We start from the raw sequence: 14,858 nt of genomic DNA, 5'->3' as shown, positions 1-14,858 counted from the left end.
ACAAGATCAAGCAGCAATGGATCTTTATGAATCTGAAGGTGCTTCACAATGGGTAACTGCTTAATATAAGTCAGTAACCAAAAGTATTTGATCTTAAGGTAAAGCAAAACCCCTAGGTTCTTAATATTAGAACCTAGGGGTTTTTGTGTGAAAAATTTTACTTAAAAGCATAGGATTTATCAGAAATGAAAGGGTATATTTATATCAATAATCAACTGATTGTATTAAACAAAGTATAATCAGTTGATAAATATAAAAATCAACCCGGATGTATTGAAAGAAATGCACATTTTTATTATTATATATGCTTGTGTTGTAAAATTTAACAGAAACATTCAAAATTGGGACATAAATAACGAGTCTAAGGTGGTTTATGGTATTGGCAATAGATGATTGAAATAAAAACCCATTTCGTATGTAGCTTTAAAAAATAGCGCTTCTAAAATGTTGGTATTTCTTATTTTACTATAATATTATGCTTGATTCATAACTCAAGTAATTCGTTTATGAAGTTTGTTACTCCATATGAAAAGCTTTAGTACTTTGATTTGAGTCATCTTTGTTGGGCGGAACAACGAAATCTTTTTAAAAAATGTGATTTCTGTTCTGCTCTCTTTTTGTGTTGTCGTTATAACACAATTGTATTTAAAAAAACAGTTTTAAAAGCTAATTTAGTTTATAGAAAGAGGTGTTAACGCAATGTTATATAGAATCCATTTGAAAAATATTTGCTTCTGTCTATTGGGCACATTTATTATTGCGATAGGTGTAAATACATTTGTTTTAGCTTCAAATTTAGGTGAGGGCGGCACAGTAGGTATCTCACTTAATTTAAAATATACTTTAGGCTTATCACCAGCTTTAACAACACTTATTATTAACATGATACTAATCGTTGTCGGTTGGAAATATTTAAGTAAGACAACTGCAGTATATACCTTAGTTACAGTAGTGGCGAGCTCCCTATTTTTAGGAATTACAGAACCTTTAAAATTGAATTTAGAATCTGATTTTATTAATACTATTTTTTCAGGAGTGTTGATTGGTATAGGTACAGGTTTTGTTATATCTGCACGTAGTACACTGGGTGGTACATCAGTTATTGCAAAAATCATTAATAAGTATAGTGAGATAAAGACCTCACAAGCTTTATTTATTCTTGATTCATTAATTGTATTATCATTTTTATTTGTATTACCAATTCAAAATGTACTGTATACAATTGTGATGCTATTTATTGTTGAAAAAAGCATGTCCTTTGTCATAGAAGGGTTTAATCCGAAAAAAGCGATTACTGTTATCTCAGATTTTAATGCGGGTATTAGTAAACAAATTAATGCTGAAACCGGACGTGGTTCTACATTGTTGAAAGGGGTAGGTGGTTATGAACAAAGAGAAACTAACGTGCTTTATGTTGTAGTATCTCAAAACCAGCTAGCCAGAATTAAAAAAATTGTGAATAATTATGATGAGCATGCTTTCTTGGTTATTCATGATGTGAGGGATGTGTTAGGTAACGGCTTCATGAAATTACAATAGTAAAAGATAGCGTGGATATCGTATAAAATGTGCACATATCACTAAAATTATTTTATTAATCTTTAAAATTACTATGGAAAACAAACATATTTTAAAAATTGAATGTTAATGTATAAATAGTAGCCGAGACTAATTAATGTCTCGGCTTTTAATATCGTATTGAAATAGTTGAAAGTAAAGAAGATAAGATTTTTGTCTTATTCTACATCTACTTTTTAAAATAAGATACGTGACAAAAAGATGACAGTGGTCACTGTGAAAATACTAAATAATGTCGAAAATAATACAATTTGTGCATGTAATTCAGGTTCTACTTGGTATTCCATGGCAATAGTAGAAGTGTTTCTTGAAGTAGGGAAAGCACTAGCTATAAAAAGTGATTGAGCTACCACACCATCTAAACCTAATAAGTAAATAACCACTAAAGAAACTAACGGACTCAACATTAAACGGCCAATAAGTGACCACGTGATAACACGATGGAAGAAGTTAATTTTAATTCTAGCAAGTTGCGCCCCTAATAAAATAAGCGCAATAGCTACAAATCCATCCGAAAGTTGATTAAGTGGTATTAAAATCGTATGCGGTAGGTTAATAGTAAAAATCTGGCAAATTACGCCTAATAAAAGTGCATGAAACACAGGAAGACGTAAGAATCCACGAGTGATGTCAGCCATTGATTTGCTTGCTGATAGCAAGTTGTACATGCCATATGAATAAGTTAATAAATTTTGGAATACTAAAGTGAAAATTTGTACAGAAACACCGATTGGATTTTGACTAAATATAAGTTGACTGACTGGTAGACCATAATTTCCAGAATTCATTAAAGAAATACTGTTTTTTAACGCTGCACTTTCCCCTTTATTTAAACGTAAAATTTTAGATAATATATTTCCAATTAAAATTAAGACAACACTGAAAATAATAATATAGTATAGAATATTTAATAATAGGGCAATATCAATTTGGATTTGATAAATATTCACAAATACTGATGCAGGCATTAAACAGTATGTTATTAAAGTGGAAAAATGTTTGAGGTCAAATGAAAATTTCATTTGAAGTAAAAAACCTAATAATATTAGAAGTAAAATAGGTAATATAACTTCTAAAAGTATAAAAACAAACATAAGCAACCTTCTATCTCTAAGTAATATACATAATAACAATAATTAATTGTTGATTTACTATTAAGTTAGCATAGAATTATTATAAGTAAAATATAGGTTTGTGATTAGAATTGATAAGTAAATCTTATGTATATAAATGAAATAAGGCCAAGACGCAAATCATGTCTCGGCCATTAATATAATATCACTAGTAAATACTTGGAACGCCCCCTTTTTTAGAAAAAATGATTTTAAAAGTTACTTTAGGAACAAATCATTAGTTTGAAAATGGGTTTTGGTTTTCAAGTTTGTTTATCTTCGTTAAGATGTAATCATAATTTGTTATAAAAATTAATTTTCTATTTTATACTCAGGTATAAGGAGTTATACAAGTTGTTTAAAGTTTTCTAAACGTCTTGCTTTTTCTTCATCGCTGATATTATGTTTTTTAACATAACGGTTACTTTCATGCTCAGCGCATTCATGGCAACAAGCGCCTAAATAACGTGCTTCATTTTCTTCTGAAACCAAGATTTGGCGGTTACATTCGGGGTTTGAACAATTGATATAACGTTCACACGGTGTGCCGTCAAACCATTCTTTACCTACAACTGTTTTTTCAACTTGGTTGACATCTACACTAATACGTTCATCAAATACGTACATTTTACCATCCCAATATTCCCCTTTTGTTTCAGGGTCTTTACCGTAAGTAGCAATCCCACCTTCAAGTTGGCTTACATTTTCAAAACCTTCTCTTAGTAAGTAACCAGAGAATTTTTCACAACGAATACCACCTGTACAATAGGTAACAATTTTTTTATCCATAAATTGATCTTTATTCTCTTTAATCCAGTCTGGTAAATCTCTAAAACGTGTTATATTTGGACGAATAGCGCCACGGAAATGACCTAAATCATATTCATAATCATTACGCGCATCGATAACCACTGTTTCATCATCAAACAATGCTTCTCTGAATTCTTCAGGTGATAAGTAATTACCTGTAAGTTCTTTAGGATTGATATCTTCATTTAAATCTAACGCAACAATTTCTTTTCTAGGACGAACATGCATTTTTTTAAATGCGTGACCATCAGCTTCATCGATTTTGAAAGTAATGCCTTCAAATCTTGGATCTGATTTTAATGCATCCATATATTTATCTGTTGCTTCAATTGTTCCAGAAACAGTACCATTAATACCTTCAGTCGATACTAAGATACGCCCTTTGAGCTCTAAGTCTTTACAGAAATCTAAATGTTCTGTAGCGAAAGTTTCAGGGTCTTCAATTGTTGTATATTTATAATACAATAATACTCTATAATCCATAATTCGATCTCCTCTAATCTATTTCTTTCTATTATAGTTTTTATATAAACTTATTAGTTTGACGTATTCGTGCGACAGTAGTTCATAATAAATATGATTAAGTTAATATTTATTGATCATTTTTATAAAATGACGAAATTATCCTCACTATATTGTAACAAAAAAAGGACAATATTCAATTTAAAAATTTTGCAAAATCAAATATTTATATAAACTTTTTAAAACTGCATTCATCTCATCAATAAAAAAATGCTCTTTCCAAGCATAGCATCTTCAAAAGATGATCGTTGGAAAAAGCATAAATATAAGTTATTTATTTTTATTAGTAAAGATAAGTGCTACGATTAAACTAATTGTACTGACTGCAAAAACGATATTCATAATTGCTAGTACCTCTATGATAACAACATCTTTACCTAATCTTTCAAAGGCATTTTCTTGCAGTTCTTTCTCAGAATTAAAGTCACTATCAGTTCGTGATGGTTTTTCCTCGATATCTTCTAATAATCTTTCTTTAACCTTAGGCATATAATACCTCCTTATTATTTATTTAATTTCCCTTTTTAAATTAAAATCAATCATCGAAAAATATGAAATGTTGCATTGTTTAACTATGGTTACTATACTTTCATTAACAGATAGAAAAAAACAGAATTAAACAGGAGAGATGAGTATGGAAACAGTATATTTAGCAGGCGGATGTCTATGGGGTGTGCAAGCATTTGTTAAGACGTTACCAGGCGTAGTTCAAACAGAAGGTGGCAGAGCAAATGGTATTACAGACACGCTAGATGGTGAATATGATGGTTATGTAGAAGTAATTAAAACTGGTTTTGATCCTGAAAAGGTATCTGTTTCAGATTTAATGGGCTATCTTTTTGAAATTATTGACCCATACAGTGTAAATCAACAAGGTCAAGATATTGGTTTAAAATATAGAACTGGATTATACAGTGAGGATGTTAAACATTTAAAGGAAGCGCAAGCTTATATAGACGCGATTGAAGACCATCACCTTATTGCAACAGAGGTATTACCATTAACAAATTACGTGAGAAGTGCAGAAGAAAACCAAGATAGGTTGTCTAGATTTCCAAACGACTATTGTCATTTACCAAAAGAACTTGTTAATAAATACAAATAGTAACAAACGATTTAAATGAATCTTAAATACATTAAGGAGGTGTGCATGTTGCACCTCCTTTTTATCTTTTTGAATATGCGTGGGGTAAATAATGTCATTAAGATACTCTAATACTGTGAATACTAGGAGAAAGCTGTTAAATGAAGTGACATCTTATTATACAGAATGTTTTATAGTATGATATAAAATAGAAAAGTGATCATAAAAAGCAATGATTGTGAATTTAAAGTTAGACATTATAAGTAAATGTTAAACATAGTGAAGTAAGTCATTGATTTAATTCAATGATTTTGTAGAAGGGAAGATGAATTTGGAAAAGAAAAAAATTTCAGCAGAAGATGTAGCTAGACTTGCTAAAGTATCACAATCGACGGTTTCTAGAGTTTTTTCCCCAGGTAAAAGTGTCTCAGAAAATACAAGGAAAAGAGTAATGAAGGTAGCAGATGAATTGAATTATAAACCGAATGCTTTAGCTAGAGGTTTAATTACAAATAAATCAAAATTAATTGGAATAGCAATGAAAAATAAACAAAATCCATTTTATCATGAGGTTTTATCATTATTTACACAAAAATTGAAAACCTTTGGTTATTCTGTGCTTTTTGTATATACAGAAAATGAAGAAATTCAACAGGAAGAAATTAATCAATTTATAGAATATAATGTTGAATCTATTATAATCACTGATGCTGTATTATCTTCAGAATTAGTAAAAAAATTAAAAAGTTCAAATATACCTGTAATTCTATTTAATAGATATGATGAAACTTTGAATTGTAATTCTGTATCAAGCGATAATTACTTTGCTGCCAAATCAATAGCTAAATATTATTTGGACAAAGGTTATACAAATAATTTGTATGTGTCTGGACCAAGTAATACTTCTACTAATAGAGATAGGTTATACGGGTTCAAAGAGTATTTTAAAGAAAAAGGCCAAGATATAGATATTATTGAAGGAGATTTCAGTTTTGAAACAGCTTACCAAAAAGCTCTGAGTTATTTTAAGAAAGGCAAAAAGCCGGAAGGTGTGTTTGGAGCAAATGATATAACAGCTTTAGGGGTTCTCGAAGCAGCAAAAAAGATGAATTTTGATATACCTAAAGATATGGAAATAATAGGCTTTGATGATATTAAAATGGCAGCGTGGCCCAATAATCAATTAACTACTTGGACACAACCATTAGATCAAATGATAAACGAGACGATTAATATTTTAATTAATGGAGATTTTAAAAAGGTAGAACAAATAAAATTAAGAGGAAAGTTAAAGTTTAGAAATACAACAAAGTGATTGACAATTGAAAACGCTTACTATAAGATTGAATGAAATTGTTGCATACGTATGCAACGAAATTTACATCTTTTTTGCATACGTATGCAAAAGTGAAAGGGGACTTTAATATGGCTTATATATTAAAAAAAGGTAAAAATCAAGAAGATATCAAACAGTCTGACGAGAAGGTAAGTGAAATTGTAAGTAACACAATAAAAACAATTGAAAATGAAGGAGATAAAGCGTTACGTGATTTGTCTATTAAATTTGACAATTGGAATCCGGAATCATTTAAATTAAACGAAGAGCAGATTCAAAAAATTATAAACAACATACCACAACAGGTTAAAGATGATATTGCTTTTGCTCAACAAAACATTGAAAATTTTGCAAAAGCTCAAAAAGAATCATTGAAAGATTTTGAAATAGAGAATTTACCAGGCGTTATTTTAGGTCAAAAAAATATACCAGTAGAAAGTGTGGGGTGTTATATACCTGGTGGACGATACCCAATGATTGCTTCTTCTCATATGAGTATATTAACAGCTAAAGTCGCTGGAGTTAAACGAGTAATTGCATGTACACCACCGATAAATGGAGAGGTTCCAGAAACAACTGTATATGCAATGTATAAAGCTGGTGCTGATGAAATATATATTTTAGGCGGAATTCAAGCAATGGGTGGCATGGCAATAGGTACTGAGAGTATTGAGGCTGTTGATATGATTGTAGGACCAGGCAATGCTTTTGTTGCAGAAGCAAAACGTCAACTTTTTGGAAGAGTAGGGATTGATCTATTAGCGGGTCCTACTGAAACTTTAGTAATTGCGGATGAATCTTCTGAACCAGAAATGATTGCAACTGATATTTTAGGACAAGGTGAGCATGGTCCTACTTCGCCTGGTGCAATTATTTCTATGTCTGAGGAAATTGCTAGAATTGCTATTGAAGAAATTGATAAGCAATTACTAACCTTGCCCACTGCAGATGTAGCTAAAGAATCTTGGGATAATTATGGTCAAGTAATAATCGTAGAAAATGAACAAGAAGCAATAAAAGAAGCAAATAAATTAGCATATGAACATGTTGAAGTTTTAACGAAAAATCCAAATTATTTTTTAGATAATTTAACAAATTATGGGGCGTTATTCCTTGGACCAGAAACAAACGTAGCATATGGGGATAAAGTTATAGGTACAAATCATACATTACCGACTAAAAAAGCAGCGCGATATACAGGCGGTTTATGGGTAGGTAAATTTATCAAGACAGTAACTTATCAAAAAATAACATCTGAAAAGCAAAGTGCTTATATAGGTGAATACGCAGCGCGTTTATGTGAATATGAAAATTTTGCTGGACATGCTGAGCAAGCTTTACTACGAGTGAGAAAGTATGGAGATAAAGGAAATAATTAATTTCCTAAAGGGGGACATACTTATATGTGGGGTATATTAGGATTAATTGGTGGATTAGCTATATTGACTATTTTAGTTATGAGAGGAATGAATTTACTTATTGCTGCACCCTTGTCTGCGTTAATTGTAGGGGTATTTAATGGAATTCCTTTATTTTCCCAACTTGCAGTTGGGGAACAGACGGATTTCGTGACAAGTTATATGGATGGGTTTTCCGGTTTTGTCACTTCTTGGTATCTTATGTTTCTAACGGGTGCAATATTTGGAAAAGTTATGGAAGATAGTGGTGCAGCAGAAAGTGTTTCTCATTGGATAATAAAAAAAATAGGGATGAAACGAGCAGTTTTAGCTATTGTATTAGCTTGTGGCGTATTAACGTATGGTGGCGTCAGTTTATTTGTTGTGGCATTTGCGGTATATCCAATGGCAGTAAATTTGTTTAAGGAATCTAATTTTCCAAGACGATTTATTCCTGCAACATTAGCGTTAGGATCAACAACTTTTACGATGACTTCAGCAGGTTCTCCAGAGATACAAAACTGGATTCCTATACCATATTTACATACTAGCCCTTATGCTGGTTGGGGTGTTAGTTTAGTTACTGCATTATTTATGCTTATTGTTGGCTATTTATGGTTAATGCATATGATAAAAAAAGCTAAAAGAAAAGGCGAGTATTTTATTAGTAGAGAAAATGATGAGGTTGAATCTAGAAAAGGGTTGCCGAATCCATTTTTAAGTATTATTCCTTTGTTAATAGTATTGGTTGTAGCTTTTATTTTGCACGATTTACTCGAACAATCTGCCTTAATAATTGCCCTTACGAGTGGTGTTATTGCTACTTGGATATTAAATAGATCTTATTTCAGAGACTTTTGGAAAGCTGTTGGTAACGGGACTGAAGGAGCATTAATTGCACTTGGTAATACTTCTGCTGTTGTTGGTTTTGGTAGTGTTGCCCAAGTAACCCCTGCCTTTAAAAGTGCAATTGATTACGTAACTAGTTTACCTGGCTCTCCTTTAATAACTGGGGCATTTGCAGTAATGGTGATTGCTGGTCTAACAGGATCATCTTCTGGTGGTCAATCGATAGCACTTCCTATTTTAGGTCCGCATTATTTAGATATGGGAGTTAATGCAGATGCATTACACAGAACGGTTTCTATGTCATCTGGAACTTTAGACTCCTTACCACATGGTGGATATGCTGTTACTACTATTAGATCAATTGCCGGCGAAACTCATAAAGATGCCTATCCTACCTTTGGGGCAATGACTGTTATCATTCCGCTTCTTGCAGTTATTATAGCAGTAACGCTATTTATGATAGGTTTTTAACTATTATTAATAAAAAGAAGGGTGTTTATGGAAAATATAACAATTATCGGTAGTGGAACCATGGGACATTCAATCGCATTATCTACAGCATGGGCTGGCTATAAAACGCAAGTGTATAGTTTGAACGATAGTGATTTGGATTTAGCTGAAAAAGAAATAGAAAATAAATTAGATGCCTTGTATAGTAGCGAATTAATTACTGAAAAACAACTAAGAAAAATTAAAAAAGATATAATATTCTCTACAAATTTAGAAAAAACCGTAGAACATGCAACATTTGTAATTGAAGCTGTTCCTGAAGATTTAGAAGTGAAGAAAGAGTTATATACACGTTTAGACGGTTTATTAAATGAAGACACTATATTGGCAAGTAATACTTCTGGGTTTACATTAAATCAATTATCACAATTTTATACTTTTCCTGACAATTTTATAATAACGCATTTTTGGAATCCGGCACATTTAATGCCGCTAGTAGAAATTGTGAAAAGTGATGTAACACGTCAAAGTGTCGTCAACCGTACTACAAATTTAATTGAAACCATCGGTAAAAAACCGATATTAATTCAAAAAGAAATACCAGGTTTTATTGGGAATAGATTACAATACGCACTTTTTAGAGAAGCTCAATCTTTATTAGATAGAGGTGTTGCATCAAAAGAAGATATTGACGCAGCAGTTACTTATAGTGTTGGAAGAAGATATCCAATAATAGGGCCATTAATGACAGCAGATTTAGGTGGTTTAGATACGTTTAGTTCAATTTCTAATTATTTATTTGAGGATTTGAACATAGATAAATTTTCTGGAGAAACATTAGCACGACATGTCCAAAGTGGCGAATTGGGTTATAAAACAGGCAAAGGTTTCTACAATTGGGATGAAAATCCTACTCAAGAAATTATAAATAAAAGAGATGAAGTATTAATGTACTTTTTAAAAAGAGATTTAGAAGAGAAATAAGGTGATTATTTTGCCAAAAAATTTTAGTGATTTAGAAAATAAAAATGTAGTTATTACTGGTGGTAACAAAGGCATCGGTCAAAAGGTTGCAATAGATTTTGCTGAATTAGGAGCAAATGTAATTATAATAGGTAGAGATAATAATGCATTGAATCAAACATTAGATATACTGAACCGTTACGATGGAAATCATAATGCTTTTTCACTTGATATAACAAAACTTAATAAGGTTTCTGAGACTGTTGACCAAATAATTGCAATTTATAAAAGTATAGATATATTGGTGAACAATGCTGGTATAAATATTAGTAAGCCTGCGTTTGAAATTGAAGAGAAAGATTGGGATAAAGTATTAGAATTAAATTTAAAATCTTTATTCTTTATTTCTAAATTTATCGGACGTTATATGGCGGAAGAAGAAGGTGGAAAGATTATTAATGTAGCTTCTCAAGTTGGTTTTGTAGGCTACTATAATAGAGCATCGTATTCTTCGAGTAAAGGGGGAGTAATACAATTAACTAAATCACTAGCTATAGAATGGGCAAAATATAATATAAATGTTAATGCGATCGCTCCAACGTTTGTTGAAACTAAATTGACAGAAGAAATGTTTAAAGATGAAAAATTTAAAGAAGACGTTTTAAATCGTGTATTATTTCATAAGTTACCTAAATTAGATGATATTACAGGTGCAATATTATATTTAAGTTCTAATTTGTCAAACTTTATTACAGGTGAAACAATAAAAATTGACGGCGGGTGGACTGCAATTTAAAGAAATTAATGTTTTTAAATATATAAAGTAGAGAAATTAATATATAACGAGGCCGTATTACTATATAAACGTCCTCGTTATTTTTGTCAATTTGTATTAAATTTTATAAGTAGAAGCAATCTTTCAAAAAATTCATAGATCTTTAAAAAGTGCATAAACAAAATTGAAATTCAATATTTTATCTATTATACATAATAAAGAATGGTTAGAAAGTAATTCAGCTATAGAATTCATTTTATATTGGACTTTTTATCGTTTGATTTTATTTTAATTGTATATTGTTTTATATCTACTATAGAGAAAGTACATAAAAAACTGATGACAATGGCGGGTAGACTTATTAATTTAACATTTTTTATGTTTTTATTCTAGTTTCAGTAAGGAAGTATGACGTATGCTATAATATGCATTGTTATAATAATATGGTAATATTAGGAGATTTTTAACTATGAATAAGCCAAAATATCAAATTGTAGCGGACGAAATAAAAGAAAAAATAATTAATAAAAGTTACCATGCAGGTATGCTTTTACCTACGGAAAAACAGTTTCAAAGTAAGTTTAATGTAAGTAGGTATACTGTACGACAAGCAATGAATATGCTTGTTCAAGATGGTTTTATAAAAAAGAAAAAGGGTTCAGGTTCATATGTCAGTTATAATTTTTTGAATGCCAATCAAAGTAAAGCTTCCAAAAAAATAGGTGTAGTTGTGACATATGTTTCGGATTATATATTCCCTAGTATAATTAGGGGGTTAGAAAATGAATTAAAGAAACAAGGTTACTCATTAATATTAGCAAGTACTAACAATAATCATGACGAAGAAAAGAAATGCTTGGATATGATGTTAAACCAAGGTGTTTCCGGACTTATTATAGAACCTACTAAGAGTAACGTTTATAATCCGAATTTGTCTTACTATTCATTATTTAAACAAAGAGATATTCCTATTTTAATGATAAATGCTAAATATGATGAATTAAATTTACCTTTTATTGCGATTGATGATATCAAATCAGGTTATTTAGCAACACAATATTTAATTGATCATGGACATGAAAATATTGCATTAATTACCAAAATTGATGACAATCAAGGGAAATTGAGAATGAAAGGTTATTTTGATGCATTTGAAGCCAATACAATACTTTTTAAAGGAGAACATATTTATACATTTGATACAGAAAATAAAATACAAGTTATTGAACAGATTGTTCAGCACATTTTTGAAAGGAAAATTAATATATCCGCTTTAGTTTGCTATAATGATGAAATTGCTTACGATATTATCCAGCGGTTAAAAGAAAAAAACATACGTATCCCAAGAGATATATCTATAGTTGGAGAAGATAATTCGGTCCTTAGTAAGTTGAGTGAGATGAATTTAACGAGTACGTCGCATCCGCAAGAGTTATTAGGTGTGAAAGCGGCAAAGTGGATAATAAATGCTATAGAAAATAATGAAAAATCAGACTCCATACTCCTCGATACATATATTATCGAACGGGATTCAGTTAGAAAAATTTAGAAACTCAAATCAATTATATATTGATTTGAGTTTTTTTGGTTGTTATTGTCCGTACATTATTTTGAATACATTGACATGTACGGACAAATATCATAAGATGTATTTGAAAACGATTACAAAGGGGTGTGAGAAATTGAACAATTTGAATATGAATTTAACAAGCGAAGATATTTCCATTGGCATAGAGTTGGGGTCTACTAGAATAAAAACCATTGCTATAGATAAAAATTTAAACACAGTTGCGACAGGAAGTTTTGAATGGGAAAATCAGTTTATAAACGGTTATTGGACGTATTCAATTAATGATATTTGGATAGGTTTGCAGAAAAGTTATGAAGATATGACACAAAATTTAAAACAAGAATATAATCTTACACTAACTAAAGTAAATGCCATAGGTATTAGTGGTATGATGCATGGCTATTTAGCTTTTGACAAAAATGAAGACCTGCTGGTACCTTTCAGAACTTGGAGAAATGGAAACACAAATGAAGCAGCTGCTATATTGAGCGAAAAATTTCAATTTAATATTCCAGAAAGATGGAGTATTGCGCATATTTTTCAAGCTATTTTAGATAATGAAAGTCATGTTCGCCAAGTGGAATATATTACTACATTAGCTGGGTACGTACATTGGTATTTAACAGGGGAAAAAATACTTGGCATTGGAGATGCTTCAGGTATGTTTCCTATCGACATTAATCAGAAAAAGTATAGATCTGATTTGATTAATGTAACTAACCAATTATTTCAAGAACATGGTTTTAATAAATCGATTGAAAAAATATTACCAAAAGTAAGCGTGTCCGGAGAAAGCGGTGGATGTTTGACCAAAGAAGGCGCTAAACTTTTAGATGCTTCTCATAATCTTGAATCTGGTTGTATCATGTGTCCGCCTGAAGGTGATGCAGGTACAGGTATGGTAGCTACAAATACAGTAGCTACAAATACAGGTAATGTATCAGCTGGGACAAGTGCATTTTCAATGGTGGTTTTATCACAAGAATTGAAAGATAAATATCCTGAAATTGATATAGTGACGACACCTAACGGTAATGAAGTGGCAATGATTCATACAAATAATTGCACTTCTGATATTAACGATTGGATGAATCTGTTTAGCGAAGTTTTAAAAGTAATGGGAGTAGATTTTTCATTTGATGAGTTGTACGGACAAATATTCCGAAGTTCTCTAAATAGTGATGATAATATTGGTGGATTATTATCTTATAACTATGTTTCAGGAGAAAATATTACAAATGTCGAACAAGGCTATCCACTTTTTGTAAGAGAGCCAAATTACAATTTCAATTTAGCTAATTTCATGAAAATGCATTTATACAGTGCTTTTAGTACTTTGAAAATTGGTATGGATATGTTGAAAAAAAATGAATCAATAGAGTTAGAAAAGTTAATCGCTCACGGGGGCATTTTTAAAACGAAAGGTGTTGCACAACAGGTGTTATCTTCAGCACTGGATAATGATATCACAGTTATGAATACAGCCAGTGAAGGAGGAGCTTGGGGAATAGCTATACTTTCTTATTTTACATCGCTTGAAACAATGCAAACATTAGAACAATTTTTAAATGAAATAGTTTTTGTAAATATTGAAGAAGAAACATTATCGCCAGTTAAACAAGAAGTAGATCACTTTAATAACTATGTAGAGAAAATGAAACTTGGATTACCAATAGAGCGTTTGTTCTATAAATATTTAGGAGGTAAAGCATATGCTAGAAACATTAAAAAATGAAGTTTATAAAGCTAATCTCGAATTGCCTCAAAGAGGATTAATCAAATATACATGGGGAAATGTTAGTGCTTTTGATAAAGCATCACAATTATTTGTAATTAAGCCAAGTGGTGTTAATTATGATGAGATGGAACCTGAAGATATGGTTGTTTGTAATTTGAATTGTGAAGTGGTGGAAGGAAAAATGAAACCGTCATCTGATATGGCAACACATGCAGTAATTTATGAAAAATTTGATGATATTGGGAGCGTGGTTCATACACATTCTCCTTGGGCAACAACTTGGTCACAATCTGGATTAGAAGTACCCGCAATGGGAACGACACATGCTGATACATTTTATGGTGCAATACCATGTGCAAGATTTTTAACACATGAAGAAATAAATAAAAATTATGAATATGAAACTGGAAAAGTAATTATTGAAACATTTAAAGAAAAGCATATTAATCCACATGAAGTGCCTGCAGTATTATTACATGGTCATGCACCATTTGTTTGGGGAGACGATTGTCAATCCGCAGTAATGAATGCAGTAGTATTAGAAGAAATATGCAAAATGAATATATTCACACGACAATTAAACCCTTTTGCTCAAACATTGCCGCAAGAAATACTTGATAAGCATTTTGAAAGGAAGCACGGTGCTAATGCATATTATGGTCAAAAATAAGGAG

Annotated in this window: 13 protein-coding genes; 10 read left to right on the top strand and 3 right to left on the bottom strand. The window is 31.0% G+C overall.

The features are described from left to right. The first annotated feature begins 699 nt into the window (after window positions 1-699). Entirely contained in the window at window positions 700-1,539 is an 840-nt protein-coding gene (locus KA900_RS06105; RefSeq protein ID WP_210139392.1) for a YitT family protein, read from the top strand. A gap of 215 nt (window positions 1,540-1,754) precedes the next feature. Here KA900_RS06105 and KA900_RS06100 read toward each other — a convergent pair whose 3' ends face one another. The 3 genes from KA900_RS06100 to KA900_RS06090 form a co-directional block, all read right to left on the bottom strand. Next, window positions 1,755-2,672 carry an AEC family transporter gene (locus KA900_RS06100; protein WP_210139391.1) on the bottom strand — a complete coding sequence of 306 codons (918 nt, stop codon included), beginning with the start codon at window positions 2,670-2,672 and terminating at the stop codon, window positions 1,755-1,757. Window positions 2,673-3,035: 363 nt separating this feature from the next. Further along, window positions 3,036-3,983 carry an oxygen-dependent tRNA uridine(34) hydroxylase TrhO gene (trhO, locus tag KA900_RS06095; protein WP_210139390.1) on the bottom strand — a complete coding sequence of 316 codons (948 nt, stop codon included), beginning with the start codon at window positions 3,981-3,983 and terminating at the stop codon, window positions 3,036-3,038. A gap of 309 nt (window positions 3,984-4,292) precedes the next feature. Continuing rightward, window positions 4,293-4,511 carry a hypothetical protein gene (locus KA900_RS06090; protein ID WP_210139389.1) on the bottom strand — a complete coding sequence of 73 codons (219 nt, stop codon included), beginning with the start codon at window positions 4,509-4,511 and terminating at the stop codon, window positions 4,293-4,295. 145 nt (window positions 4,512-4,656) lie between these two features. Between KA900_RS06090 and KA900_RS06085 the strand changes: the two genes are divergently transcribed. The 9 genes from KA900_RS06085 to KA900_RS06045 all read left to right on the top strand — a co-directional run bounded on the left by KA900_RS06085 (window position 4,657) and on the right by KA900_RS06045 (window position 14,854). Beyond that, window positions 4,657-5,127 (top strand): peptide-methionine (S)-S-oxide reductase, encoded by a 471-nt coding sequence (locus KA900_RS06085; RefSeq protein WP_210139388.1) that lies wholly within the window; start codon window positions 4,657-4,659, stop codon window positions 5,125-5,127. Window positions 5,128-5,431: 304 nt separating this feature from the next. Continuing rightward, window positions 5,432-6,421 (top strand): LacI family DNA-binding transcriptional regulator, encoded by a 990-nt coding sequence (locus KA900_RS06080; protein ID WP_210139387.1) that lies wholly within the window; start codon window positions 5,432-5,434, stop codon window positions 6,419-6,421. A gap of 110 nt (window positions 6,422-6,531) precedes the next feature. Then, window positions 6,532-7,821 carry a histidinol dehydrogenase gene (gene hisD / locus KA900_RS06075; protein ID WP_210139386.1) on the top strand — a complete coding sequence of 430 codons (1,290 nt, stop codon included), beginning with the start codon at window positions 6,532-6,534 and terminating at the stop codon, window positions 7,819-7,821. 24 nt (window positions 7,822-7,845) lie between these two features. Next, window positions 7,846-9,159, top strand: coding sequence for a GntP family permease (locus KA900_RS06070; protein ID WP_210139385.1), 1,314 nt, complete (start codon window positions 7,846-7,848; stop codon window positions 9,157-9,159). A 27-nt stretch (window positions 9,160-9,186) separates the two neighbouring features. Further along, window positions 9,187-10,122 carry a 3-hydroxyacyl-CoA dehydrogenase family protein gene (locus KA900_RS06065; protein ID WP_210139384.1) on the top strand — a complete coding sequence of 312 codons (936 nt, stop codon included), beginning with the start codon at window positions 9,187-9,189 and terminating at the stop codon, window positions 10,120-10,122. A gap of 10 nt (window positions 10,123-10,132) precedes the next feature. Continuing rightward, the gene (locus tag KA900_RS06060; protein ID WP_210139383.1) at window positions 10,133-10,897 is read left to right on the top strand and encodes an SDR family NAD(P)-dependent oxidoreductase; all 765 of its coding nucleotides are present in this window, start codon (window positions 10,133-10,135) and stop codon (window positions 10,895-10,897) included. Between the two features lie 448 nt (window positions 10,898-11,345). After that, window positions 11,346-12,425: a GntR family transcriptional regulator gene (locus KA900_RS06055; RefSeq protein WP_210139382.1), complete on the top strand. Its 1,080-nt coding sequence runs from the start codon at window positions 11,346-11,348 to the stop codon at window positions 12,423-12,425. 148 nt (window positions 12,426-12,573) lie between these two features. Further along, on the top strand, window positions 12,574-14,181 hold the full coding sequence (locus KA900_RS06050; RefSeq protein ID WP_210139393.1) for a xylulokinase: 1,608 nt from the start codon (window positions 12,574-12,576) through the stop codon (window positions 14,179-14,181). Beyond that, window positions 14,159-14,854, top strand: coding sequence for an L-ribulose-5-phosphate 4-epimerase (locus KA900_RS06045; RefSeq protein ID WP_210139381.1), 696 nt, complete (start codon window positions 14,159-14,161; stop codon window positions 14,852-14,854). Before KA900_RS06050 ends, KA900_RS06045 begins: the two co-directional genes overlap by 23 nt. Window positions 14,855-14,858: the final 4 nt, after the last annotated feature.

The organism is Staphylococcus sp. GDY8P120P (assembly GCF_017892065.1).
GTDB classification, from domain to species: Bacteria; Bacillota; Bacilli; order Staphylococcales; family Staphylococcaceae; genus Staphylococcus; species Staphylococcus nepalensis.
This window is presented reverse-complemented; position numbering and strand designations above follow the sequence as displayed.

What these genes read in the sequence shown, in the direction of transcription:
- KA900_RS06105 (WP_210139392.1), top strand. Translation starts at nt 700, where the DNA reads ATGTTATATAGAATCCATTTGAAAAATATTTGCTTCTGTCTATTGGGC.
- KA900_RS06100 (WP_210139391.1), bottom strand. Translation starts at nt 2,672, where the DNA reads ATGTTTGTTTTTATACTTTTAGAAGTTATATTACCTATTTTACTTCTA.
- trhO (WP_210139390.1), bottom strand. Translation starts at nt 3,983, where the DNA reads ATGGATTATAGAGTATTATTGTATTATAAATATACAACAATTGAAGAC.
- KA900_RS06090 (WP_210139389.1), bottom strand. Translation starts at nt 4,511, where the DNA reads ATGCCTAAGGTTAAAGAAAGATTATTAGAAGATATCGAGGAAAAACCA.
- KA900_RS06085 (WP_210139388.1), top strand. Translation starts at nt 4,657, where the DNA reads ATGGAAACAGTATATTTAGCAGGCGGATGTCTATGGGGTGTGCAAGCA.
- KA900_RS06080 (WP_210139387.1), top strand. Translation starts at nt 5,432, where the DNA reads ATGAATTTGGAAAAGAAAAAAATTTCAGCAGAAGATGTAGCTAGACTT.
- hisD (WP_210139386.1), top strand. Translation starts at nt 6,532, where the DNA reads ATGGCTTATATATTAAAAAAAGGTAAAAATCAAGAAGATATCAAACAG.
- KA900_RS06070 (WP_210139385.1), top strand. Translation starts at nt 7,846, where the DNA reads ATGTGGGGTATATTAGGATTAATTGGTGGATTAGCTATATTGACTATT.
- KA900_RS06065 (WP_210139384.1), top strand. Translation starts at nt 9,187, where the DNA reads ATGGAAAATATAACAATTATCGGTAGTGGAACCATGGGACATTCAATC.
- KA900_RS06055 (WP_210139382.1), top strand. Translation starts at nt 11,346, where the DNA reads ATGAATAAGCCAAAATATCAAATTGTAGCGGACGAAATAAAAGAAAAA.
- KA900_RS06050 (WP_210139393.1), top strand. Translation starts at nt 12,574, where the DNA reads ATGAATTTAACAAGCGAAGATATTTCCATTGGCATAGAGTTGGGGTCT.
- KA900_RS06045 (WP_210139381.1), top strand. Translation starts at nt 14,159, where the DNA reads ATGCTAGAAACATTAAAAAATGAAGTTTATAAAGCTAATCTCGAATTG.